The following is a 23583-nucleotide window of genomic DNA, read 5'->3' as shown; positions in this document are numbered from 1 at the left end:
TCGCCGAGCGTCGCGCCGCCGAAGGGCCGAGACGTTCGATACCGTGCGTGGTCAGTCGATGAGCGGTGTGATCCGCGGCGGAATCTCGGTCAGGGCGTACGGCAGGCTCAGTACCGTACTCCAGGCCATCGCCTCGGCGGCGGCGTCCTCGAGGATGATGGTGTGGCCCGCTCTCACCACGTCGAGTTCTTGGTAGATCGGCGTCTTGGCGAGTTCTTCGCGCAACTTGTCACCGTAACCACCACCCGCGTACCAGACGAGCAGATCCACGTTCGCCAGCGACAGCTGCTCGGTGCTGATCTCCGCGAAGTTACCGGTGATCTGCTGGGTGACAGGAGGATTGACGAAGCCGAGGTCGGTGAAGAATCGCACCTTCGGGTCTTCCGGCCCGTACACCCCGAACTGCCCCGGACCCTTGAGCGCGCCCACCAGCACGGTCTTGCCGGCGAAAGACGGGTTGGCGCCTCGGACGTCGGCGTACTGCTTCTCGACCGCGGACACCAATTCGGCTGCCTTGTCCTCCTTACCGAGGGCAGTGCCGAGAACGCGCGTCTGGTCCTGCCAGGGAACGCCGTAGTCGGCGAAACCCAATGGCTGCGCCACTGTCGGAGCGATGGCCCCGAGTTTGTCGTACTGCGCCTGCGTCAGGCCGGAGTAGGTGCCGACGAGAAGGTCCGGCCCCACCGTCGCGACCTTTTCGAAGTCGATGTTGGTGGAGGCGGTGCCGACGATTTCCGGCTGCGCCCCGCCCAGCAGATCCTGCGCCCAGGGCCAGACTCCGTACGGGTAGTCGCCGTACCAATCAAACGTGCCGGCGAGAGTGCCACCGAGAGCGAGAATCGTATCGTGATCGTTGTAGCCGACGCTCACGATGCGTTGCGGATTCACCGGCACCTGGGTTTCCCCGTATTTGTGCGCCACCAGCGGTCCCGAGGGCTCGTCACCGCTCGAGTCACCGGAACTGCTGCAGGCCGCGGCGAAAGCGAGCAATGCTCCCCCGGTACCGACGAGGAAACCGCGGCGGCTCAGGCCGGCTCTCTGTTGACCCAGGTTCATGCAGGCGACCCTCTCGTTCGCCGGGCGATACGTTCGCTCCGGTTCAGGCTTGGCGAGCCTATCCTAAGGGATCCGTTTTGGGCTCTCTCCACATCGCCCACACTGCGGGACCACCGTCCGGTATCCGGATTTCCCGTGTGACCTCGAAGCCGAAGCGCTCGTAGTACGGGATGTTTCCTTCCTTGCTGGACTCGAGGTAGGAGGGCAGCCCTTCGGCGTCACAGCGGTCGAGCCGCGACTGCATCAGTGCCTTGCCGTAGCCACCGCCACGGCCGACACTCGACGTCCCGATCGTCGCGAGATACCAGTGCCGCGGCTCCGCCGGGTGCGCCGAATCGATGGTTCCGCTCACTGCCGCACCGACACCGAGGCGCCCACCGAATGCCTGCACCAGGCGCGGAAGGCCGAGAACCGACGACCACGCGGACTGCTTCCACCGCCCGGGCGGATCCCACATCGCGGCGCCGCGCACGACGCCATCGGCATCGACCGCGAGTTCGGCCCCTCCCCCGGCAAGGTGGTGATATTTCATATCGGCCGCGAAGAGCAGCGGCAGTCCGCGTCGTCGACGAGCCGGATCGGGCCACATCCACTCCATGACGGGGTCGTCGAAGAAGGCGTCGGCGAGGACCCGGGCCGACTCGGAGATGTCTTTCCTGGTTACGGCACGAACGCTCACACCCATGCGTCGAGGGTACGGCCGCTGCGCGTCGCGCCGTCGTAATAATTCGGGGTCGGTCCGCTTTCCCCGCGAGGATTCCTACGGATTCGGGGCGCCGATCATCTGGTGACGGGCGAGTTCGCGGTACAGCGGGCTGGTGGTCAACAGTTCGTCGTGGGTACCCACAGCGGAGATGCGGCCGCTGTCGAGGACGACGATCTGGTCGGCGTTCTTCACCGTCGCGAGACGATGCGCGACGATGAGCACCGTCTGATCGGAGGCGGTGGCGTCGAGAGCGATCTGGAAGATCTCCTCGTTGCGGCTGTCGAGACTCGACGTGGGCTCGTCCAGCAGAAGCAGCGGCGGCTCGACGAGAAGAACACGGGCGAGCGCAAGCCGTTGCCGCTCCCCGCCGGACAGGCGGACACCGTTCTCGCCGATCTGTGCGTCGAGACCCCTGGGCTCGGCATCGACCCGGGTGAGGAGGTCGACAGCTTTCAGCGCCGCGCGGCACCGCTCGTCGCTCACGTGCGGGGCTCCGAACGTGAGGTTGTCGCGGATACTCCCGGCCACGGCGGGTGAGTTCTGCTCGACGTACCCGATCTGCTCGCGCAGGACTGCGCGGGGCAGCTCGGTGATATCGATGTCACCGATGGCGATTCGGCCGCGGTCGGTGTCGTAAAAGCGTTCGATCAGGGTCAAGAGTGTGGTTTTACCGGCCCCGGACGGCCCGACCACTGCGGTACGTGAGCCGCGCTCCACGCTGACGCTCACCCCGTTCAACACGGCATGCCCCGGCGTGTACGCGAAGTGAACGTCGTGAAATTGCAGCATGGGTCCCGCTGTGTGCGGCAGAGCGTGGTGGCGGATGGTGTCGGCGGCGTCCTCGGTGGGCACGCGGCGGATTTCGGTGATGCGTTGCAGGGCACCGAGCGCCCCCGCGACGGACTGCACCGCAGCGAACCCGACATTCACCGGGCCCATGAACAAGAACATGAAGAGAACGAAGGTCACCAACTCGGCCACCGTCATATTTCCCGCGGCCACCCGGTAGCCGCCGATGCCGAGGACGATCAGCAGCGACGCCTGACCCGCGGCCCGTCCGAGCGGTTGTATCGCAGCGCTCGACCGTGCCGCGCGCACACCGACAGCGAATGCGGCTGCAGCCCGATCGTCGAGCCGAGCCTGTGCCCGTTCGGTAGCACCGTTGGCACGAACCACGGTGACGGCGGACAGTGTTTGGGTCAGATCGGCGGTGAGGTCGCCGAGGCGGCTCTGGGTGTCGAACATCAACTTGCGCAGTCGGTTGCCCACCAGCAGGGAGACGGCCACGACTATCGCGATCACCGTCACCGTCACCCCGGCGAGCACCGGGTCGAGGAGCAGCATCGCTGCCAGCGCACCGACCAGAACGAAGACGCCGCCGAGTGCATCGACGAGCCCCTCGGTCAGTGCACCGCGAAGCAGCGTCGTGTCCGATCCCACCCGGGAGACGAGATCACCGACATCACGGCGGCGGTACTCGCTGATCGGTAGGCGCAGCACGTGACGGATCAGATCGGTGCGGGCGCCGAGGACCACACCTTCGGCGGTCCGATGCAGCAGGTAATACTGCATCGTCCCCACGCCGACTTCGACGGCCAGCAAGCCGACCAGCGCCCACCCCAGCCCGCCCCATGATCGTCCGTCGCTGACTGCGGCAATGATTCCGCCCACCACCAGGGGTTGCGCGAGACTTACCCCAGCCGCAGCCACCGACAACACCACCGCCGCACCGAGAAGCCGCCGATGCTCGCGTGCGTACGGCCACAACTCCCGGATACCCGGCCGAGTCGCCGTATCCGTGGTCCGTGCGTGCGCCGTTCCTGCGTGCGGTCTTCCCCGATGCGACTCCACAGATCCCCCTGCTGCCCGCCGACACGTGCACTCCGTCGACCCCTGTACCCCGCACGAACGGGACGTTCGTTGCGTCAGATCGAACGAACGTACCGCTGGTACGACCCCCGGGCGAGGCCGACACGGGGGGCGGCCAGTCCGGCGGGGATGAAATCCACTTGATTTCAAGTACTGATGGGCGGGATCGGCACCCGTACCGTCTTCTCGGGTTGTCCGGGAAGTACGCCCGGCACGGTGGAAGGAATTGTGTTCGTGACGAATGTGGACGACGGCAGAAGCGAGCATCGACCAGCCGATCCGCCCGTCCCGCCCGGGGCGCGGGGATACGAAGGATTCGGCGGGCGGATCGGGCGAACCAGCGCCGAGTCGACTCCCTGGTGGGGTCCTGAGACCACAGCTCCGCGCGGCGCACCGAACATCGTCGTGATACTCGTCGACGATATGGGCTACGCCGACATCGGACCGTTCGGCTCCGAAATCGACACCCCCAATCTGAACCGGCTCGCCGACAGCGGTTACCGACTGTCGAACTATCACACCACCTCGGTCTGCTCACCGGCTCGCGCGGCGCTGCTCACCGGCCTGAACCCGCACCGCGCCGGCTACGGCAGCGTCGCCAACTTCGATCCCGGCTTCCCCGGACTGCGGATGGAACTCGCCGAAAACGCACTCAGCCTCGCCGAGATTCTGCGCGCGAACGGCTATGCCACGCACGCGGTCGGCAAGTGGCATCTCGCGCGCGACACCAACCTCGCGCCGGGCCGCACCCGCGACTCCTGGCCACTGCAGCGTGGATTCGACAGCTACTACGGCTCGCTCGAGGGACTGAACTCGTTCTACTACCCGAACGAGCTGATCTCCGACAACTCCGTGGTCGACGTCGAGGAGTATCCGCCGGACTACTACGTCACCGACGACATCACGGACAAGGCAGTCGCCCAGATCAAGAGCCTGCGCGCCCACGATGCCGACAAGCCGTTCTTCCTGTACTTCTCGCACATCGCGATGCACGGACCCCACCAGGCCAAGCCCGAAGACCTGGCCAAGTACCGTGGCCGCTACACCGAGGGCTGGGACGCTGTGCGACGCCGCCGCTTCGACGCACAGGTCGAGGCGGGGTTCTTCCCGCCCGGCACCCAGATGGCCGAACGCAACACCGAACCCGGCTACGACGCGCCGCCGTGGGACGAGCTCACCGAAGAAGAGCAGCTTCGGTTCGCCCGGTACCAGGAGGTCTACGCCGCGATGGTCGACAGCATCGACCAGAGCGTGGGCCGGGTTCTCGACACCCTCGACGAACTCGGCGAGACCGACAACACCATCATCGTGTTCACGTCCGACAACGGGGGTACCGCCGAGGGCGGCGCAGCGGGAACACGCTCGTACTTCAGCCAATTCGTGCACGGACCCGTCCCCGACGACTGGGTGCGTGACGTTCCGCACGACGAGGAACTGATCGGCTCGGAGAAGATCGGCGTCCACTATCCGCGCGGCTGGGGCCAGGCGTCGAATACCCCGTTCCGGTTCTACAAGGGTCAGACGTTCGCCGGTGGTGTGCGGGTGCCGTTCCTGCTGTCCTGGCCGGCCGGGCTCCGGCGTGCTGCCGGTGACAGCGGGCTGCGCAAGCACTACTCGTACGTCACCGACATCACCCCGACCCTCCTGGATCTCGCCGGACTCGTGACTCCGAGCCACCGGAACGGACTTCCCGCCCAAGAGCGTGACGGCGTCAGCATCGCCGACATCCTGCGGGACACTGCGCAGCCCACACCCCACACGGAGCAGTACGCCGAGTTCGGCGGTCACCGCGGGTTCTACCGGAACGGCTGGAAATTGCTCTCGCTGCATACGGATCCGACCCGGGTCGACGATCCGCAGTGGCAGCTGTTCGACGTCGAGTCCGACCCGGCCGAGACCACCGATCTCGCACATCTGTTTCCCGAGAAGGTGCGCGAACTCGCCGAGGCCTGGGACCGGGCGGCCTGGCACAATACGGTCTTCCCGATCCTCAACGACCGCAAGGCCGTGCAGCGGCGCCCCGACGAGCGTCGGCTGGCAGAGCCGGTGAAGATCCTCGCGGGCACGCCGACGCTGGAACGCTATCGGTCCAGTGTGCTGATCCAGTACCGCGACTTCAGCATTGACGTCGCCACACACGAGATCACCGAGGACGTCGAAGGCGTGCTCGTGGCCCACGGCGACCCGCACGGCGGATACGTGCTCTACGTCGAAGACGGTCGAATTATGTTCGCCGTCAACAGCTACGGACGGGTTGCGCATACCTCCGCGCCCCTCGGCGCGGCTGTGGTGGGCGTACAGGTGCGGGCACAGGCCACCGAATCCGTACGGTGGAACTTCACCGTCGCCCTCACCGACTCGGCCGGGGTCAGAACGGACGTGGCCACCCTCGACGACCAGTTCCAGCTGGTCGGCATGGCGCCGTGGACCGGGATCTCGGTAGGCGTCGACGCCCGCGGACCCGTGGTGTGGGAGCTTCGGGAACGCCGCGGGACTTTCCGCTTCACCGGCAGACTGCGATCGGTCACCTACACCCCCGGTACGGTCCGTGTGCCTGAACCGGTCATCCAGGAGGTCGAGGAATTGGCAGAAGCGATGGCCGACTGAGGTCGCCGCCGCTGTCGTTCGAATGCCACTTTTTTCCAGGTCCCCCTGGATGCGGCGGGAGCGGCCAACTCACAGGGTGATCCACGTAGCGGAGGCCCGACCGAGTTCACGTTCGTCGGCTCCGTAGGCCGTCGTCGCAGTCCACACCTTGCGCCCTTCGGAGCCGACCAGTCGGCCCGTGATCACGCAGTTCTCGTCAGGCTCGGGCAGCGCCGTTATCCGAGCGGTGATTCTGCCCAGCACCATGGGTCGATCTTCGATCGGTGCGGCCCAGCCGCCGGGGCAATCGAGCGCCGCCCACACGAAAGCCGCCTGCCCCGCGAGGTCGGGGTCGACACACCACACGCACGCGGTGCTGCCGTCTGCGATCCGGCCGGGGAACAGGCGCATGCCATCGCCGGACGCGCGGTCGGGGCCGCACACGAAACATTGCGGGAACGGATGACGGTCTCGGCCGGGATAGTTCTCGGACGCGGCACGAGCAACGTCGAGGCCCACTGCCGCGACCTGTGGTAGCTCGTTGACCGTGGCCGATTCGGCGTCGGCGATGGTCGTGCCGTCCCGGTCCTGGGCGCTGGAGTGCCCTCCGCTTCTCACCACCTTCAGTGGAACTTCCAGCGGTGGCGGTCTGCGCAGGGTCACGGTCACCGGAGTCGCCGGGGCGTCGTCGTGATCCAGCGTCGCGGCTAGAAGTCCAGCGACGTACCCGCCGTTGCCCGACGCCGTGGGCCCGCGAAAACGGTGAGGTACGAGCAGGACCATGCCGTCCACAATATCCCGGAGGGAGGAGGGCGTCCGGTCAGTTCGTGCCCTGGACGAAACTCCGGAGCAACCGTGCGCCGAGAAGAGCGACACCGACCGCGAACACGGCGGTTACCAGGGAGATGCGCGCCGTACCGTCCAGTGCAGCCGCACACAACCGGTACAGCTCCTCCTCTGACACAGCCTGTCGACCCTCCGGAGTGACTGCGAGGCTTTCCCGAGGAGTGGGGGAAAAGGGCGATCCACACTCGACGAACGCACGGTTGGAATCGTCCAGCGGATAGTCGAGTGAACCGAAATACCAGGCGGCACTGATCCACATCAGGAAGGCGGCAAGGAGAAGCGTCGCGGCCGCGCGAAACGGGAACCGCCGGCGCACGGCTCGAGCAGGAGGGTCTGCAGTCACCGCCCCATCATGACCGCACGAGGAGGGTAACGGGGAACGCCGGGACACACTGACCATGCAGGCCCGATTACGCCCAGCCGCCGTGCAGCCGGGTCTACGGTGGGTGTACCACGGCGGGGAGTCGCCGAACACACGTGGAGGCGGGAAGGTCTGTGATGACTGATGACGACGCGCATCTCCAACCAGCGGTCGCTGCAGAATTCTCGGCACTCGCCGATCAACTCGAGGCACTCTCCGACGCACGGTGGGACACGCCATCGCTCTGTGAAGGGTGGAGGGTGCGCGAAGTGATTGCCCATCTGACCATGGCGGCGCGCTATTCAGGCGACGAATTCATGGCCAAGTTGCAGGACTGCCAATTCGACTTCACCCGGCTGTCCAACCAGATCGCCCGGGAGGATGCCCGCCTCCCGGTAACCGAGCTCGTGGACAACCTGCGTTCCGAGGTGATGCAGCACTGGACACCGCCGGGCGGCGGTTATCACGGCGCCCTCAACCACGTGGTAATCCACGGCCTCGATGCCACCGTGCCGCTCGGATTCACGCGCCGGGTACCCGACGAGACCATCCGGGCCGTGCTGGACGATCTCACGCACGGCGGCGGACACGCTCGCTTCGGCATCGACATCGAGGGCCGGCGGCTGGTGGCCACGGACATGGACTGGGCATTCGGGTCGGGTACCGAACTCCTCGGCTCGGGTGAAGACCTCGCCCTCGTGATGTGCGGCCGGACCGTGCCGGCAGGACGAGTCGCGGGCCTCCCGCTGTGACACCCATCGGCTGACGAAGGAGCCGACCACGATCCGCGCGCCTTCCGAAGTGTGGGGTTACACGGAAGTCTCGGACTACACGGTGGCGTCGACCAGCAGCGGGGCGCCCGTTGCCGCCTGCACTTCTTCGATGCTGTGGCCGGGCGCGGTCTCGACGAGGCGCAGACCGTTCGCCGTCACGTCGATGACGGCAAGGTCGGTGACGATCTTCTGTACGCACCGCTTGCCTGTGTACGGCAGCGTGCACTCCTCGAGAATCTTGTGCTCACCCTTCTTGGTGAGATGATCCATCATCACGATGACCTTGCCTGCACCGTGGACAAGGTCCATGGCTCCGCCCATCCCCTTGACCATTGCCCCGGGAACCATCCAGTTGGAGAGGTCGCCGTGGCTGCTGACCTGCATGGCGCCGAGAACGGCCACGTCCACGCTGCCGCCGCGGATCATCGCGAACGAATCGGAGGACGAAAAGAACGCCCCACCGGGTGCCACCGTGATGGTTTCCTTGCCCGCATTGATCAGTTCGGGGTCGACCTCGTCGTCGGTGGGGTACGGCCCGACGCCGAGGATTCCGTTCTCCGAATGCAAGATGACGTCCTTGCCGGCCGGGATGTGGCCGGGGATCAAAGTAGGCATCCCGATGCCGAGATTCACATACTGTCCGTCTTCGAGTTCTGCGGCGACTCGTGCTGCCATCTCGTTCCGCGTCCAACTCATGCCCGCACCGTCCTGTTCTCGATTCCCGTTTCCTGCTTGCCGACCTCGACCACACGCTGAACGAAAATGCCGGGCGTGTGGACTTCGGCCGGATCGATCTCACCGGGTTCTACCAGGTACTCGACCTGCGCGATGGTGATGCGACCCGCGCCCGCGGCATCGGGGTTGAAGTTACGGGCCGTCTCGCGGTAGACGAGATTGCCGAGTCGGTCACCCTTCCAGGCGTGGACCAGCGCGAAGTCGGTGCGGATGGCCCGTTCGAGGACGTAGGCCTCGCCGTCGAATTCGCGCGTTTCCTTCGGCTTGCTCGCCACGGCGATACCGCCCTGGCCGTCGTAACGGATCGGCAGTCCGCCCTCCGCAACCTGCGTTCCCACCCCCGCAGGGGTGTAGAAGGCGGGAATGCCCGCTCCCCCGGCGCGCATGCGCTCCGCCAGCGTGCCCTGCGGAGTGAGTTCCACCTCGAGTTCGCCGCTCAGGTACTGGCGTGCGAATTCCTTGTTGGCGCCCACGTATGAACTAATCGTGCGGCGGATACGGTGCTGCTCGAGCAGGAGCCCGAGACCGAAACCATCGGTGCCGCAGTTGTTACTGACGGTCTCGAGGTCGGTCGCACCCTGCGCAAGGAGGGCGTCGATGAGCACCGAGGGGATGCCGACGAGGCCGAAGCCGCCCACGGCAAGGGACGCACCGTCGGGGACATCGGCAACAGCCTCGGTCGCTGTTGGGAAGACTTTGTTGACCATGTGACCCAGGCTACCCGAAAATGTTCACAGAGTGAACACCCATCCACATTGCGAACAAATTCCGCCCCGGCTGTTGGCCCCATCACAGATCCCGCCTACTATGTACGTATAGCGGGCGACTGTTCACATCGAGAACGCGAGGATTTCATGCTGCACCTACCAGCGCACCGGGCTGGGCACGAAGCCAATGCGCCGTTGCTCTTCCCCGAGTACAAGACGACCCGGTTACGCAGTCCCAAGAATGACTTGATCCTGATTCCCCAGCGCCTGGGCGAGATCACGGGCCCGGTCTTCGGTGACGGCGATGTCGCCAAGGGCGAGAACGACATGACTCACGCCAACGGAGGCGAGGCGCAGGGACAGCGCATCATCGTCCACGGGCAGGTCCTCGACAGCGCCGGCAAACCGATCCCCGACACCCTCATCGAGGTGTGGCAGGCCAACGCCGGCGGACGCTACCGCCACAAGAACGACTCCTGGCCGGCACCTCTCGATCCCCACTTCAACGGTGTGGCTCGTTGCCTGACGGACAAGCAGGGGCACTACGAATTCACCACCGTCAAGCCCGGCGCCTACCCGTGGGGCAATCACCACAACGCCTGGCGGCCGGCGCACATCCACTTCTCCCTGTTCGGTCAGGCGTTCACGCAGCGACTGGTCACCCAGATGTACTTTCCGGACGATCCGTTCTTCTTCCAGGATCCGATCTACAACTCGGTTCCCGAAGCCGCTCGCGAGCGGATGATCGCCACGTTCGACTACGACCACACCCGCGAGAACTGGGCGGTCGGGTTCAGATTCGACATCGTCCTGCGCGGCCGGGACGCCACCCCGTTCGAGCCGTCCACCGAGACAGGGGGCCACTGATGATCGACACCCAGAATCCCGACGCACCCCGCTACCCCGTCTTCGCGCGCAGTCAGGACGAAGTGCCCTTCGGCGTCACCCCCTCCCAAACGGTGGGACCGTATGTGCACATCGGCCTGCTACCCCGCTGGGAGAACAGCGGCACCACTGTTCCCGAGGATGCGCCGGGACGCGTCGACGTCTCCTTCACGGTGCTCGACGGCGCCGGGCAGCCCATCGTGGACGCGATGATCGAGACCTGGCAGGCCGATGCCGAAGGCCGCTTCGACACTCCCGCCGATCCCCGCGGTGCGGCGGAGGCGACTCCGGCCGGTTTCCGGAGTCTGGCACGAGTATTCGCCGACGACACCGGCACGATCGTGGTGCACACGGTCAAGCCCGGCGCTCTCCCCGCGGAGAACGGCACTGCGGAGGCGCCCCACATCAACGTCGGTCTCTTCGCCCGCGGAATGCTCGAGCGTCTCTACACCCGTCTCTACTTTCCCGAGGACACCGAGGCTCATGAAGCGGACCCCGTCCTCGCCGCCGTTCCCGAAGCGGACCGTCCGAAGTTGATCGCCGCGAAGACCGATCGCGGGTACCACCTGACGATCCACGTGCAGAATGCGGAAGGACGGGAAACGCCGTTCTTCGCCCTGTAACCGATCGGTGAAAGGATCTCGCGTGAATTCGCCCAACCGAGGCGCATTGTTCGACCCGACGTTCGGCGCCGGGGAGTTGTCGACGCTGCTTTCCGATCAGGCATGGGTGACCGCGATGGTCGAGGTGGAAGCTGCCTTGGCCAGGGCGGAGGGAAAATGCGGGGTCATCCCCACCACGTCCGCCGACACCATCTCGTCGTTGTTCGGGCGGTTGGTTGCCGAGGGCACCATCGACGTCGGTGACCTCGGTGAGGCAGCGGCGGCGGGCGGCAATCCCGTGATACCGCTCGTGAAACTTCTGCGTACCGAACTCGCGGCCGCCGATCCTGCCGTCCCCGGAAGTCATGTCCACAAGGGGGCGACCAGTCAGGACATCCTCGATACCGCGCTCGTGCTTCTCGCCCGCCGAGCGGGCGCTCATGTGCTGGCATTGCTGGATGAGGCGCTCGTGTGCGCCGAGGCGCTGGCGCGGGCGCAACGCACCACGCCGATCGCCGGCCGCACGCTCGGACAGCAGGCACTGCCCACCACCTTCGGTGTTCTCGCCGCGGGCTGGATGACCGCACTGCACAGGGCTTCCCGCAACCTGGACGACGCGCTCACCGGTCTGCCGGTGCAGCTCGGCGGCGCGGCAGGAACGTCGGCGGCGCTCTATCCGCACGGCCTCGAGGTGGCGGACGCCCTCGCCGACGAACTCGGTCTGCCGCGTCAGGACGTCCCGTGGCACACCGACCGCACACGCATCGCGATCCTCGCCTCGGCCCTCGGAACCGCGGCCGGTGCGGTCTCCAAGATCGCCACCGACATCGTCTTCCTCTCCGCAACCGAAGTCGGAGAGGTCAGCGAGGGCACGCCCGGTGGTTCCTCCGCCATGCCGCACAAACGCAACCCGGTGGCCGCCATCGCCGCGCGTGCCGGCGCCCGACGCGTTCCCGGCCTCGTCGCCACTGTTCTCGCCTCCATGGACCATGAGCAGCAACGGGCGGCGGGAGCTTGGCACGCCGAATGGGAAACACTCACGGACCTGCTGCGCCTCACCGGCGGGGCCGTCGCCCGCATCGCCGACTGTCTCGGCGACCTCGAGGTGCATTCCGACGCGATGGCCCGCAACCTCGACCTCACCGGGGGACTTCTGCTCGCCGAACGGGTCACCGGCGCCCTGTCCACGCGCACTCACAACGCGCGCGACCTCGTGACTGCCGCCTGCCGCACGGGACGTCCCCTCGACGAGGATCCCGCGCTTCTCGAACACCTCGAGGCGCACGAGATCCGCGCGCTTCTCGACCCGGCCGGCTACCTCGGCCACGCCTACGACATCGTCGACCGCGCACTGGACACAGTGACTCGCGGACGGGAAGGAACGCGATGACAGTCGCACTCGCACATGAAGTCTCCGGCCCCAGGAACGGATCGCCCGACGCCCCCATCGTGGTACTGCTCGGCTCCCTCGGCTCCAATCGGTCGATGTGGGATCCGCAGATCGCAGCGCTGTCCGACGACTGCCGGGTGGTCGCCGTCGATCAGCGCGGCCACGGCGAGTCGCCCGCACCGGACGGGCCGTACTCCGTGCGCGAACTCTCCGAAGACGTCCTCGCGGTGCTCGATGTCCTCGATGTCGACGCCGCCCACATCGTGGGGCTCTCGATGGGCGGCGCCATCGCGCAATGGCTCGGAGCCCACGCTCCGCGCCGGGTGCTGTCCCTGTCGCTGCTGTGCACGGCCGCGAAGTTCGGCGAACCGCACGCATGGGTGGAGCGTGCTGCCGCCTCGCGCACCGACGGTCCGGAGTCACTTGCGGATGCCGTCGTGGCACGGTGGTTCAGCGAGGGGCTCGCCAAGCGTGACCCCGAATTCGTGCGGCATTACCGCGAGATGATCGCGGCGACCTCCCCCGAGGGTTACGCCGCCTGCTGCGACGCTCTGGCCGATTGGGATTTCACCGCCGATCTCTCCCGCATCGCCGCACCCACGCTTGTTCTCGCCGGCGCCGAGGATCCGTCGACACCGCCGTCCGTCATGCAGGTGCTCGCCGACGGGATCGCGGGTGCTCGATTCGAAATCCTCTCCCCCGCTGCGCACGTGGCCAACCTGGAACAGGCCGGTGCGGTCACCGCCTTGCTGCGCGAGCACATTCTCGGTGGTGGGTACACACGAGGACGCAGGGCAGCGCACGCCGAGGGCATGAAGGTACGACGCTCCGTTCTCGGTGACGCACACGTCGATCGGTCGATCGAGGGGACCACAGCGTTCACCGCACCATTCCAGGACTTCATCACCCGCACAGCCTGGGGTGACATCTGGGCACGGCCGGGACTCGACCACACGACGCGGCGCCTTCTCACCATCGCCGTCCTCACCGCCGTCGGCAACGAGCACGAACTGGACATGCACATTCGCGCGGCGCTGCGCGGCGGCGTCGATGCGGACACGATCGGCGAAGTACTGCTGCACACCGCCGTCTATGCCGGTGTTCCCAACAGCAACCGAGGTTTTGCGCTCGGAAAGAAGGCCCTCGCCGACCTGTCGCCGGGTAACAGCGAGGATGATTCGCAGACATGACCGCCACCGAACCGACGGAGAAGATTCTCCCCTCCCCTGACTACGTGCAGTCGCTGGCCCGTGGCCTCGCGGTGATCCGCTGCTTCGACCAGCAGAACCAGCGACGCACACTCAGCGATGTCGCCCGCGCGACCGATCTCACCCGGGCCACCGCGCGTCGCTTCCTGCTGACACTCGTCGAACTGGGGTACGTGGCCACCGACGGTTCGGCATTCTGGCTCACGCCGCGCGTACTCGAACTGGGCTACAGCTACCTGTCGAGCCTCTCGCTGCCCGAGGTCGCGCAGCCGCACCTCGAGAAGCTCAGCCACCAGGTGCACGAGTCGTCGTCGGTGTCGATCCTCGACGGCGACGACATCGTGTACGTCGCAAGAGTCCCGGTCAGCAGAATCATGACGGTGGGCATCACCATCGGCACGCGGTTCCCGGCCTACGCCACCTCGATGGGACGCGTCCTGTTGGCCGGACTGTCCGACGAGGAGCTCGACGCGTATCTCTCGCGGATCGAGATAGAGCCGCTCACCGAACGCACCATCAGCGCCCCCGCCGATCTGAGATCAGCAATTCTCGAGGTCCGGAAGAACGACTACTGCCTACTCGACCAGGAACTCGAGGCGGGGCTGCGCTCAATGGCTGCGCCCATTCGGTCGGCCTCCGGCGAGACGGTGGCGGCTGTCAACATCTCCACCCATGCTGCCCGGTACAGCCTCGACGACCTGTACTCCGATCTGATTCCCGCGCTGCGTCATGCCGCGCACGACATCGAACGCGACCTCGCCACCGTCAATCGCTGACGTGGTCCGTTCAGAACAGCTATGAAAGGTTTTTCCATGCGTGACGTCGTGATCTGTGAGCCCCTGCGCACCCCGGTAGGGCGTTTCGGTGGGGTGTTCAAAGACCTCACTCCCCAAAGTCTCGCTGCCACCGTCATCACCGCACTCGTCGAGCGAACCGGCATCGACGGCAGCGCGATCGACGACGTCATCCTCGGTCAAGCATCTCCGGGAGGTGAGGCTCCGGCGATCGGCCGGATCGCCGCGCTCGACGCCGGCCTCGGTATCGACGTTCCCGGGATGCAGGTGGATCGCCGATGCGGATCCGGCCTGCAGGCGGTCATCACCGCGGTACTGCAAGTCGCGTCCGGCGGCAACGACCTGGTCCTCGCCGGCGGTACCGAATCGATGAGCCAGGCCGAGTTCTACACCCACCCCAACATTCGCTGGGGAGTGAAGGGCGAGGGTGTGCAGCTCGCCGACCGTCTCGCCCGCGCTCGCGTCACCGCAGGCGGCGACAACTTCCCCGTTCCGGGCGGCATGATCGAGACTGCCGAGAATCTGCGGGCGGAGTTCCACATCAGTCGCGAAGATCAGGACGCGCTCGCGGTGCAGTCGCATCAGCGGGCGGTGGCGGCGCAGCGGGCCGGCCGGTTCGCCGAGGAAATCGTCGGTGTCACTGTGCCGCAACGAAAGTCCGACCCCGTCGTGGTGGACACCGACGAGCACCCGCGGGCCGACACCACGGTGGAGTCGCTGTCGAAGCTCCGCGCCATCCGCTCCAAGATCGACTCTGAATCCACCGTCACCGCCGGCAACGCCAGCGGGCAGAACGACGGTGCCGCCGTGTGCATCGTGACGACCGCCGAGAAGGCCAAGGAGCTCGGGCTGAAGCCGCTCGCCCGTATGGCGTCCTGGGCAGTGGCCGGAGTTCCACCGCGCACGATGGGCATCGGTCCCGTGCCGGCGACGGAGAAAGCTCTCGGACAACTCGGACTGTCGTTGTCCGACATGGGCGTAATCGAGCTGAACGAGGCCTTCGCCGCGCAGACCCTCGCGGTGCTCAGAACCTGGGACCTCGACCCCACCGACGAGCGGCTCAACCCCAACGGATCGGGCATCTCGCTAGGGCATCCCGTCGGTGCCACCGGTGGGCGGATCCTCGCCACCCTGCTGCGGGAAATGGACCGCCGCGAAACCCGCTACGGACTCGAAACGATGTGTATCGGCGGCGGCCAGGGACTCGCTGCGGTCTTCGAACGAGTCTGACTTCGTCGCCCTCGCAGACCCAGCCGTTCAACCCCTCGCGCGCACGTCGATGTGATCAGTGCACCCGAATTATCAGGGGCTCAGAAGTCGAGTTGCCCGAGGACAGTACAGCTTGTGTCCTGATCGGGTGGCTCGAGGCTGGTCTCCGTCACCTTCCAACATCCAGTGCGCGGTGGTGGTAGTGGAAGCCTGGGCCCGCGACGGTGCTGAAATGCGTCCACGCGCCACCGGGGGTGGCTCGGAATCGATGATGCCCTGCATCCTCCCGATGTCCCAGCTACGGACCACCCCGGCAGTTGCCATGCGGCCATTGTCCGCTTGGCGACGATGCGGATTGGTGGGATTGGCGGGCCACCTATTGCCTCACGTCAAGACGCCCGGTCCTCCGCGCAGACTCGGTCGTGAGCGAAGGCACGGTGACAGGGGTAGTCGCTGTGCTGTATTTGTTGATCACCTTCGCGCCGTCCCGCTTCTTGGACATCGGTTTCGGCTGCGGGTATGAGTAGTTCGTCAACTGCGAGCTCCAATACCCAGATTGTATTGAGCTACAACAGCTCTCCCGATGTTTGCATCGGGAGAAAGCCGGCGATCATGCGCACGACCGCCCAAACCCCTTTGCTTTACCTGCACCGCCCAGCAGAAAATCAACGCGCAACGACGTTCGGCCCGTACGTCGGTGGCGCCCGGTTCGGGGACGGAGCACCTTCGGGATCAACCCTGCCCCAATGCCTTCCGGATATGATTCCGGTGCCAGACGGTCGTGTTGCACAGCTCACCCCAGGTTTTTCGCTTTCCCCGGCTTATCGGCGCGATCGTAGCGATCGCGATCTCGTCGTGACTGCTCTGCGTTCAGCCATGGTCAGTCCCATCCTCCGGGCCTATCCTCGACCACCACATCGACGTGATCGACACGCCGCTACGCCGGCTGTATATGCCAACTCGGGCTATTGACTCGAACACTCGTTCGAAGTAGGGTTTCGACATGGGGATCGGGGAGGATATCCAGGGGGCGTTGCCGGACGAGATTCTGGCGACTGCGGTCGGTGATGCGTGGCGTCTGGCCGAGGCCGAGTTGCTCGCATCGGTGGTTGCTGTCTCGGAGGAGATTCAGCGACTCGAGGCTTTGCGGGTCAGGCTGGTCGGTGCCGTCGACCACCGCTGCAAGGTCGATGTGCTGGGATTTCCGAACACCAAGATGTGGCTGGCCTCCAAGACGTTGCTCGAGGTCGGTGCGGCGGGACGAATCGTAATGTTGGGACGAGGTTTACGTTCCCAACCGGAAATCGCGGACGCATACTTCGACACCACGATGTCGGCGGAGCACGCCGCACTGATCATGAAATTCTGCGAGAGGCCGCCCAAAGGCATGCCACTCGAAGCGATGGGCGACTGCCGAAACGCGTTGCTGTACGCGGCGAGCGGTCCTACCGCCAACACCGACGCCGTGCGTGCCGTCATCGCTCGACTCGAACGCGCCTTCGAATCCGACGACCCGCCGCCCGCCGAAGACACCGAACTCAACGAATTCCACGCCTCCAGAACACTCAACGGACGCGTCGCCGTCAAAGGCGACCTCGACGCCGTCACCGGCGAAATGCTGCTCTCCGCGCTCTCCGGACTCTCCAAGCCGCGACCCGCGCAGGACGGAACCACCGACAACCGCACCCCCGGACAGCGCAGGGCCGAGGGGTTCACCGAACTGCTGCGCCGGTACCTCAACGCCGGAATCGCCGGCGAAGAAGGCGGAGAACGACCCCACATCTCCCTCCACATCAACGTCAAGGACCTCACCGACCACGCCAACCACGCCGGCTCCAGCGCAGAAGATCAGCGCGGCGCCTGCGCGACCGACGCGTCGCTGTTCGCGGTCGACGGGGTCGCGTGGACCGAGTGGATGGGACCGCTGAGCCTGCGAGCGGCTCGGCTCCTCAGCTGCGACTCGATCTACACGCCGATCGTCCTCGACGACCACGGCGCGCCACTCGACCTCGGCACCACCACCCGGACAGTGACCAAACGACAACGAAAAGCGCTGGTCGCGAGAGACCGAGGATGCGCATTTCCCGGATGCGGTGCACCACCCTCATGGTGCGAAGGCCACCACATCGTCCACTGGTCCAAAGGTGGGCCCTCCGACATGGACAACCTCGTACTGCTCTGCGGGTTCCATCACCGACTGCTCCACCACAGCGACTGGGAAATCGAAATGGGGGCAGACCGGCACCCCGCCTTCATTCCACCCCGGCAAGTCGACTGGGAACGCACACCCATACCCGCGCACAACCAGGCCCGACCCCGGGCGGCGTGACCCCGAGGCACGACACACTTTGCCGACTCTGCAACAGGACCACTCCTGTTGCAGAGCCGGCATGCCGTCGTGCCAAGCGTCAAGTGCCGAGCGTCAAGTGCCGAGCGTCAAGTGCCAAGCGTCAAGTGCCAAGCGTCAAGTGCCAAGTGACCAAACCAGACGGCATCGACCTTGGCCCTCACCAACCCGGCAAGCCCGTTGCGATCAGCAACCCGGAGACAAGGACGTCCCGAAGACAAGGACCTCGCTGGCCGAGGTTGCCGCCGAATCCCTCTGCCTGCGAAGGCCCCGCCGCGGTTCACGACGGTGATGCGGCGAGGGTGGCGCTGTCCTCTTCGGCGAGCAGGCGCCGCATGTGCTGCTGCATCCGTAGGGCGTCGGGCTCGAGTCCGGTGAAGATGCGGAACGAATCGACCGCCTGTCCGACGGCCATTCCGATGCCGCTGAGGGTGCGCGCCCCGATGTCGCGGGCACGTCGCAGAAGCTCGGTTTCCGCTGGCCGGTAGACGACGTCGGCAACCCAAAGATCGGGCCGGAGCAGTTCGGCATCCAGCGCCATACCGGGATGCTGCGCCATTCCGAGCGGGGTTGCATTGATGAGACCTTGCGCTTGCCCGACAGCGGCGGGCACGGCCGAGAGGTCACCGGAGACGATGACACGGTCCGGGAACATGGCGGCGAGTGAATCCCGCAGCAGCTGTGCGCGGGTGGCGTCGGCATCGATGATCGTGAAGTGCAGGACCCCACGGGTCAGCGCCGCGTATGCGACGGCCGCGCCCGCGCCGCCTGCGCCTAGCTGGACCACACGGTCGGTCGGCGCACCGCCGAGGCCCTCGTCCATGTTCCGCGCGAATCCGGACCAGTCGGTGTTGTGGCCGATTAGCCGTCCATTAGCGATGTGCACCGTGTTGACCGCGCCGAGCGTGCGCGCATCGCCCGACAGGTCGTCGAGCAACGGGATGACGGCCTGCTTGCAGGGATGCGTGATGTTGAGACCATCGAATCCGAGCAGCTTCGCCGAGGCGAGGAGCCGCGGCAACGCATCCTCACCCAGCGCGAGTGTGTCGAGATCGAGAATGCGGTAGACGTACCCGACTCCCTGCGCCCGGCCCTCCGCCTCGTGCAGAGGAGGCGTCAGGGACTTCGAGATTCCAGAGCCGATGAGCCCGCACAGGTACGACGGGCGGGATACGGCAACGGTGTCGAGGTCGGGAGAAATCATGGTGCTCACTTCCGGGAGAGGACTTGCGGGAGCTAATTAACTATCTAGTGAGTTATGTCACGGTAGCATACCTCCATACCGCGCGAAAGCAACAGCGATGAACAGGAGTTCTCGGGATGACACGAAGTGACGCTACGGAGAAGACACCCCGGCACGAGGGCGCCAAACGCACTCGAAATCCCGAGAAGACCAAGGAGGACATCCTGCGCGTGGCGATGAAGGAGTTCGCCGACAAAGGTTTGTCCGGTGCCCGCATCGACGAGATCGCAGCCAAGACCGCCACCACGAAGCGGATGCTCTACTACTACTTCGGCGACAAGGACGGCCTGTATCGAGCGGTGCTCCAACGCGCGTACGAGGAGATTCGCTACGAAGAGTCGCAACTCGACATCGACCACCTCGATCCGTCGGAGGCGATCAGAGCGCTCGCCGAGTTGACCTTCGATCACCACGAGGCGCACCCCGACTTCATCCGGCTGGTCGCCATCGAGAACACGAATCGGGGCGCGAATCTCAGCCAGGCCGAGGGCCTACAGGAAACGCAGACCCCTGCCATCCGTACACTCGAGAAAATTCTTCAGCGCGGGCAGGATGCCGGAATCTTCCGTGCCGATACCACCGCCCTCGACATTCACATGCTCATCAGCGCGTATTGCGTCTTTCGCGTAGCCAACCGGTACACCTTCAAGGCGCTGTTCGACTGGGATCTCACGGGCGCCGAGAACCGCCCTCACCTGCGCACGATGCTCGGTGATGTCGTCCTCGCCTACCTCCAGCAGCCCGGGAAATTATGAACTAACCATTTCGACCATTATTGACGAGAGCGTGTGACGGGGGTTACCTTGCTTGCACGACCTTCGAACAGCCGCTCGCAGAGCGCAGCGTGTTCGCCCTCCTCGCTCCCCAGGAGTATCGATGACCATCGACTATGGCACCGGCGTCGCCGGTCGAGGCGGTGACGGCAACGGCCGTTCCGCCGTCGACCCCAACGCCGATCCCACCAACGCGAAGAAGGCCGCGAAAGCCGCCTTCTTCGGCAGCCTGCTCGAGTACTACGACTTCTATATTTTCGCCTCGGCTGCTGCGCTGGTGTTCCCCCACGTGTTCTTCGAAGGTTCGAAGAACCCGCTGTTGCTGTCGCTGGCCACCTTCGGCATCTCCTATGTCGCCCGTCCGGTCGGGGCGGTGTTCGTCGGACACTTCGGCGACCGGGCCGGGCGCAAGAAGGTGATGATGTTCTGCCTGGTGCTCATGGGTGTCGTGACCTTCCTGATCGGTTGTCTGCCTTCTTCGGAAACCGCGGGCATGGTGGGACCGGCACTCCTGGTTCTCCTGCGTATCTGTCAGGGCATCTCCGCTGCCGGCGAGCAGTCGGGAGCCGGTTCCCTCACCCTCGAGCACTCCCCCGCCCACCGTCGCGGATTCTTCTGCAGCTGGACGTTGACGGGCACCCAGGCCGGCTTCATCGTCGCCAGCCTCGCGTTCATCCCGGTCGCCGCGATGCCGGACGAGACCCTCTACAGCTGGGGCTGGCGTGTCCCGTTCTGGTGCAGCCTCCTCGTCCTCGTCGTCGCCTACATCGTGCGTCGCAAGCTCGAGGAGCCCGAGATCTTCATTGCCAACAAGGAGGCATTGGACGAGACCCCCGCGCCGCTTCCCGTCGTCGACCTGTTCCGCACGCACTGGCGTGACGTACTGCGGGTCGTGTTCTGCGCATTCATCGCCGTCGTCAGCACCGTCTTCTCCGTGTTCGGCCTCGCGTACGCCACCACTCCGGAAATCGGGATGAGCCGGACCACCATGCTGTGGGTCGCGATCGCCGCCAACTGCGTCGCACTCATCTCACAGCCGCTGCTCGGCATCCTGTCCGACCGGATCGGCCGCAAACCCGTCTTCATCGGCGGCGCGATCGGCTCCGCCGCCGGAATCTTCCTGTACTTCGCCGCGATCGGCACCGGCAACGTCACACTGATCTTCCTCGCCGGAATCCTGCTCATGGGTGGCGTGTACGCCGGGACCAACGCCATCTGGCCCGCCTTCTATGCCGAAATGTTCTCGTCGCGAGTTCGCTACTCCGGCATGGCGATCGGCACGCAGCTCGGGTTCGCGCTCGCCGGATTCGCCCCGACCATCGCCCAGGCTCTCCGCGGTGCCGACCCCAAGAACTGGGTGCCCGTCGCGGTCTTCACAGCAGTGTGCGCACTCGTCGCCGGAGCCTCCGCCGCCACCGCGAAGGAGAACTCGCGCACCCCGCTCCTCGAACTCGACAAGGAAGACGTCGCGCTCGCGAAGCTGAAGGTCTGATCTCGTCGCGACGACCGAACGCGCCCGGCACCTTGCCGGGCGCGTTCTTCGTGTCGAGGCATCGGACTCGAGGCCTATCTGTCGACGACGGTCGTGTCGAAGCTGTAGCGAGACGCCCGGTAGCAGTGGCTACCGCATTCGACAGCGCGGCCGGAATCGTCGAAGGCAGTCCGGTTCACGGTAAGCAGCGGTGCACCGGCCTTCTCCTCGAGCAGCAGCGCCTCGGCGTCGGTCGCCAGTGATGCGCCGATCCGCTGCCGAGCCAACCGAATGTGCACTCCGCGTGCTCGCAGTGCGGCATACAACCCGGACTCTTCCAGTTCCTCCGGGTCCGGCGCGAGGACGATCGGGAGAAAGTTCGTCAACAGCGCGAGAGGCTCCCCGTTGGCGCTGCGGAGTCGCCGGATGCACGCCACTTCCGCGCCGTGCTCCAGTCCGAGTTCGGCCGCGACGTTCGCTCTGGGCGCCGTCACGCGAAATTCGAGCAGCGTGGTGGTGGGGCTCTGCCCCGTCCGGGTGAGGTCGTCGAACAGACTCGTCAGCTCCACCGGTCGGTGCATCGTACTGCGCACCACCTGCGTCCCTACACCGCGCTTTCGGACGAGCAACCCCTTGTCGACGACTTCCTGGATCGCCCGCCGAGTTGTGGGGCGCGAGAGATTGAGACGCTTGGCCAGTGAGAGTTCGTTCTCGAATCGATCTCCCGGCGCGAGTTCGCCTGCGATGATCGCTTTCTCGATCCTTTGTGCCAGCTGAAAGTAGAGCGGGATGGGGCTGGATCTGTCGAGCTCGACTGCGAGCTGTGCACTCACACGGATCACCCCGATCCTCGTTCCCGCCCAGAGCGGCGCTGAAAAGACTAACACCCGGTGAACGGTATGTCTTAATGTCAGGACAAAGCGTTGACAGTGCGCGCGATGTGGAGAACAGTCTCCATCAGATCTCACCGCCTGCGCAGAGCGCCGCAACGACCTCCCCGGGAGTCAGCATTGACCACGGACAGCACGCACCGCAGCCGCCCCGGCTGGGATGTCCTCGCTATCGGTCGTTGTGGGGTCGACCTTTACCCACTCCAGACCGGAGTCGGGCTCGAGCAGGTAGAGACGTTCGGCAAATTCCTCGGCGGTAGCGCAGCCAATGTCTCCGTCGCCGCCGCGCGCCTGGGTTGCCGCAGTGCCCTCATCTCCGGCGTCGGCGATGATCCGTTCGGACGGTTCGTGCGCTCGGCGCTCACCGACCTCGGAGTAGACAACCGTTACGTGCGCATCGACTCCGCGTACCCGACACCGGTCACGTTCTGTGAGATCTTTCCCCCGGACCACTTTCCGCTGTATTTCTACCGCAAGCCCGCGGCCCCCGACTTGCAGATCTCCCCCGAGCACATCGACACCGCCGCAGTGCGAGAGGCGAAGCTGTACTGGTCCACGGCGACCGGACTGTCCGAGGAACCGAGTCGCAGTGCTCATTTCGCAGCCTGGCAATCCCGCGGCCGTCAGCAGCACACCGTTCTCGATCTCGACTACCGGCCGATGTTCTGGGCCTGCGCGGCCGACGCCACCGTGCAGATTCAGCGCGCTCTCCGACACGTCACCGTTGCGGTGGGCAACCGGGAAGAATGTGAGATCGCGGTCGGTGAGACCGACGCGGACAACGCCGCCGACGCCCTCCTCGACTTCGGTGTCGAACTCGCGATAGTGAAACAGGGCCCGCATGGTGTGCTCGGAAAGACTCGCAGCCAGCGCGTCACCGTACCCGCGATCGACGTGCAGGTGGTCAACGGACTCGGCGCGGGTGACAGCTTCGGCGGATCCCTGTGCCACGGACTTCTGTCGGGATGGCCGCTCGAGAAAGTACTGCGTTACGCCAATGCCGCAGGAGCGATTGTGGCGTCCCGCCTCGAATGCTCGACGGCGATGCCGACGGCCGAAGAGGTACGCGCACGTGCCGAAGTCGACACTTCGGAGGTCATCGATGTCTGAAACGTTCGTCCCCCGTGCGCAT

The 23583-nt window shown here is 65.8% G+C and carries 21 protein-coding genes; 12 read left to right on the top strand and 9 right to left on the bottom strand.

Going from position 1 to position 23583, the window contains the following annotated elements; genetic code table 11:
* Window positions 1-51: 51 nt before the first annotated feature.
* From R4P95_RS18810 to R4P95_RS18800, 3 genes are all read right to left on the bottom strand, one after another.
* Window positions 52-1056, bottom strand: coding sequence for an iron-siderophore ABC transporter substrate-binding protein (locus R4P95_RS18810; protein WP_317746292.1), 1005 nt, complete (start codon window positions 1054-1056; stop codon window positions 52-54).
* Window positions 1057-1114: 58 nt separating this feature from the next.
* The gene (locus R4P95_RS18805) at window positions 1115-1741 is read right to left on the bottom strand and encodes a GNAT family N-acetyltransferase (protein WP_213572576.1); all 627 of its coding nucleotides are present in this window, start codon (window positions 1739-1741) and stop codon (window positions 1115-1117) included.
* Between the two features lie 75 nt (window positions 1742-1816).
* The gene (locus R4P95_RS18800; RefSeq protein WP_213572577.1) at window positions 1817-3613 is read right to left on the bottom strand and encodes an ABC transporter ATP-binding protein; all 1797 of its coding nucleotides are present in this window, start codon (window positions 3611-3613) and stop codon (window positions 1817-1819) included.
* A gap of 261 nt (window positions 3614-3874) precedes the next feature.
* Between R4P95_RS18800 and R4P95_RS18795 the strand changes: the two genes are divergently transcribed.
* A complete protein-coding gene (locus tag R4P95_RS18795; protein WP_317746417.1) occupies window positions 3875-6238 on the top strand; it encodes an arylsulfatase in 2364 nt (787 codons plus the stop codon).
* A 69-nt stretch (window positions 6239-6307) separates the two neighbouring features.
* On the opposite strand, the gene R4P95_RS18790 is transcribed toward R4P95_RS18795, so the two are convergent.
* Both R4P95_RS18790 and R4P95_RS18785 read right to left on the bottom strand, forming a co-directional pair.
* Complete coding sequence (locus tag R4P95_RS18790; RefSeq protein WP_213572578.1) at window positions 6308-7000, bottom strand: hypothetical protein; 693 nt, start codon at window positions 6998-7000, stop codon at window positions 6308-6310.
* A 37-nt stretch (window positions 7001-7037) separates the two neighbouring features.
* The gene (locus R4P95_RS18785) at window positions 7038-7406 is read right to left on the bottom strand and encodes a hypothetical protein (protein WP_213572579.1); all 369 of its coding nucleotides are present in this window, start codon (window positions 7404-7406) and stop codon (window positions 7038-7040) included.
* 155 nt (window positions 7407-7561) lie between these two features.
* Between R4P95_RS18785 and R4P95_RS18780 the strand changes: the two genes are divergently transcribed.
* A complete protein-coding gene (locus tag R4P95_RS18780; RefSeq protein WP_213572580.1) occupies window positions 7562-8176 on the top strand; it encodes a maleylpyruvate isomerase family mycothiol-dependent enzyme in 615 nt (204 codons plus the stop codon).
* A 75-nt stretch (window positions 8177-8251) separates the two neighbouring features.
* On the opposite strand, the gene R4P95_RS18775 is transcribed toward R4P95_RS18780, so the two are convergent.
* Window positions 8252-8893, bottom strand: a complete 642-nt coding sequence (locus tag R4P95_RS18775; protein WP_213572581.1) for a CoA transferase subunit B — start codon at window positions 8891-8893, stop codon at window positions 8252-8254.
* Window positions 8890-9639: a CoA transferase subunit A gene (locus R4P95_RS18770; RefSeq protein WP_213572582.1), complete on the bottom strand. Its 750-nt coding sequence runs from the start codon at window positions 9637-9639 to the stop codon at window positions 8890-8892. Before R4P95_RS18770 ends, R4P95_RS18775 begins: the two co-directional genes overlap by 4 nt.
* 147 nt (window positions 9640-9786) lie before the next feature.
* Between R4P95_RS18770 and pcaH the strand changes: the two genes are divergently transcribed.
* From pcaH to R4P95_RS18735, 7 genes are all read left to right on the top strand, one after another.
* On the top strand, window positions 9787-10506 hold the full coding sequence (pcaH, locus tag R4P95_RS18765) for a protocatechuate 3,4-dioxygenase subunit beta (RefSeq protein WP_213572583.1): 720 nt from the start codon (window positions 9787-9789) through the stop codon (window positions 10504-10506).
* Window positions 10506-11147: a protocatechuate 3,4-dioxygenase subunit alpha gene (gene pcaG / locus R4P95_RS18760; protein ID WP_109328884.1), complete on the top strand. Its 642-nt coding sequence runs from the start codon at window positions 10506-10508 to the stop codon at window positions 11145-11147. The genes pcaH and pcaG overlap by 1 nt, the downstream gene beginning before the upstream one ends.
* Before the next feature lie 22 nt (window positions 11148-11169).
* Complete coding sequence (gene pcaB / locus R4P95_RS18755) at window positions 11170-12516, top strand: 3-carboxy-cis,cis-muconate cycloisomerase (RefSeq protein WP_213572584.1); 1347 nt, start codon at window positions 11170-11172, stop codon at window positions 12514-12516.
* Window positions 12513-13706, top strand: coding sequence for a 3-oxoadipate enol-lactonase (pcaD, locus tag R4P95_RS18750; protein ID WP_317746293.1), 1194 nt, complete (start codon window positions 12513-12515; stop codon window positions 13704-13706). Before pcaB ends, pcaD begins: the two co-directional genes overlap by 4 nt.
* Window positions 13703-14500: an IclR family transcriptional regulator gene (locus tag R4P95_RS18745; protein WP_109328878.1), complete on the top strand. Its 798-nt coding sequence runs from the start codon at window positions 13703-13705 to the stop codon at window positions 14498-14500. Before pcaD ends, R4P95_RS18745 begins: the two co-directional genes overlap by 4 nt.
* Before the next feature lie 36 nt (window positions 14501-14536).
* Window positions 14537-15748, top strand: coding sequence for an acetyl-CoA C-acetyltransferase (locus tag R4P95_RS18740; protein WP_213572586.1), 1212 nt, complete (start codon window positions 14537-14539; stop codon window positions 15746-15748).
* A 982-nt stretch (window positions 15749-16730) separates the two neighbouring features.
* Window positions 16731-18056, top strand: a complete 1326-nt coding sequence (locus tag R4P95_RS18735) for an HNH endonuclease signature motif containing protein (RefSeq protein ID WP_317746294.1) — start codon at window positions 16731-16733, stop codon at window positions 18054-18056.
* Window positions 18057-18354: 298 nt separating this feature from the next.
* On the opposite strand, the gene R4P95_RS18730 is transcribed toward R4P95_RS18735, so the two are convergent.
* Window positions 18355-19278, bottom strand: a complete 924-nt coding sequence (locus R4P95_RS18730; RefSeq protein WP_317746296.1) for a shikimate dehydrogenase — start codon at window positions 19276-19278, stop codon at window positions 18355-18357.
* A 116-nt stretch (window positions 19279-19394) separates the two neighbouring features.
* Here R4P95_RS18730 and R4P95_RS18725 point away from each other — a divergent pair, with 116 nt between their 5' ends.
* Both R4P95_RS18725 and R4P95_RS18720 read left to right on the top strand, forming a co-directional pair.
* On the top strand, window positions 19395-20072 hold the full coding sequence (locus R4P95_RS18725) for a TetR/AcrR family transcriptional regulator (protein WP_213572589.1): 678 nt from the start codon (window positions 19395-19397) through the stop codon (window positions 20070-20072).
* Window positions 20073-20193: 121 nt separating this feature from the next.
* On the top strand, window positions 20194-21582 hold the full coding sequence (locus tag R4P95_RS18720) for an MFS transporter (protein ID WP_213572590.1): 1389 nt from the start codon (window positions 20194-20196) through the stop codon (window positions 21580-21582).
* Window positions 21583-21656: 74 nt separating this feature from the next.
* Here R4P95_RS18720 and R4P95_RS18715 read toward each other — a convergent pair whose 3' ends face one another.
* Window positions 21657-22394: a GntR family transcriptional regulator gene (locus R4P95_RS18715; protein WP_317746297.1), complete on the bottom strand. Its 738-nt coding sequence runs from the start codon at window positions 22392-22394 to the stop codon at window positions 21657-21659.
* A 177-nt stretch (window positions 22395-22571) separates the two neighbouring features.
* Here R4P95_RS18715 and iolC point away from each other — a divergent pair, with 177 nt between their 5' ends.
* Window positions 22572-23561: a 5-dehydro-2-deoxygluconokinase gene (gene iolC / locus R4P95_RS18710; protein WP_249353835.1), complete on the top strand. Its 990-nt coding sequence runs from the start codon at window positions 22572-22574 to the stop codon at window positions 23559-23561.
* Window positions 23562-23583 lie beyond the last annotated feature (22 nt).

The organism is Rhodococcus sp. IEGM 27 (assembly GCF_033142305.1).
GTDB classification, from domain to species: domain Bacteria; phylum Actinomycetota; class Actinomycetes; order Mycobacteriales; family Mycobacteriaceae; genus Rhodococcus_F; species Rhodococcus_F oxybenzonivorans.
The sequence above is the reverse complement of the archived record's forward strand: the minus strand, read 5'-3'. Positions and strand labels throughout refer to the sequence as shown.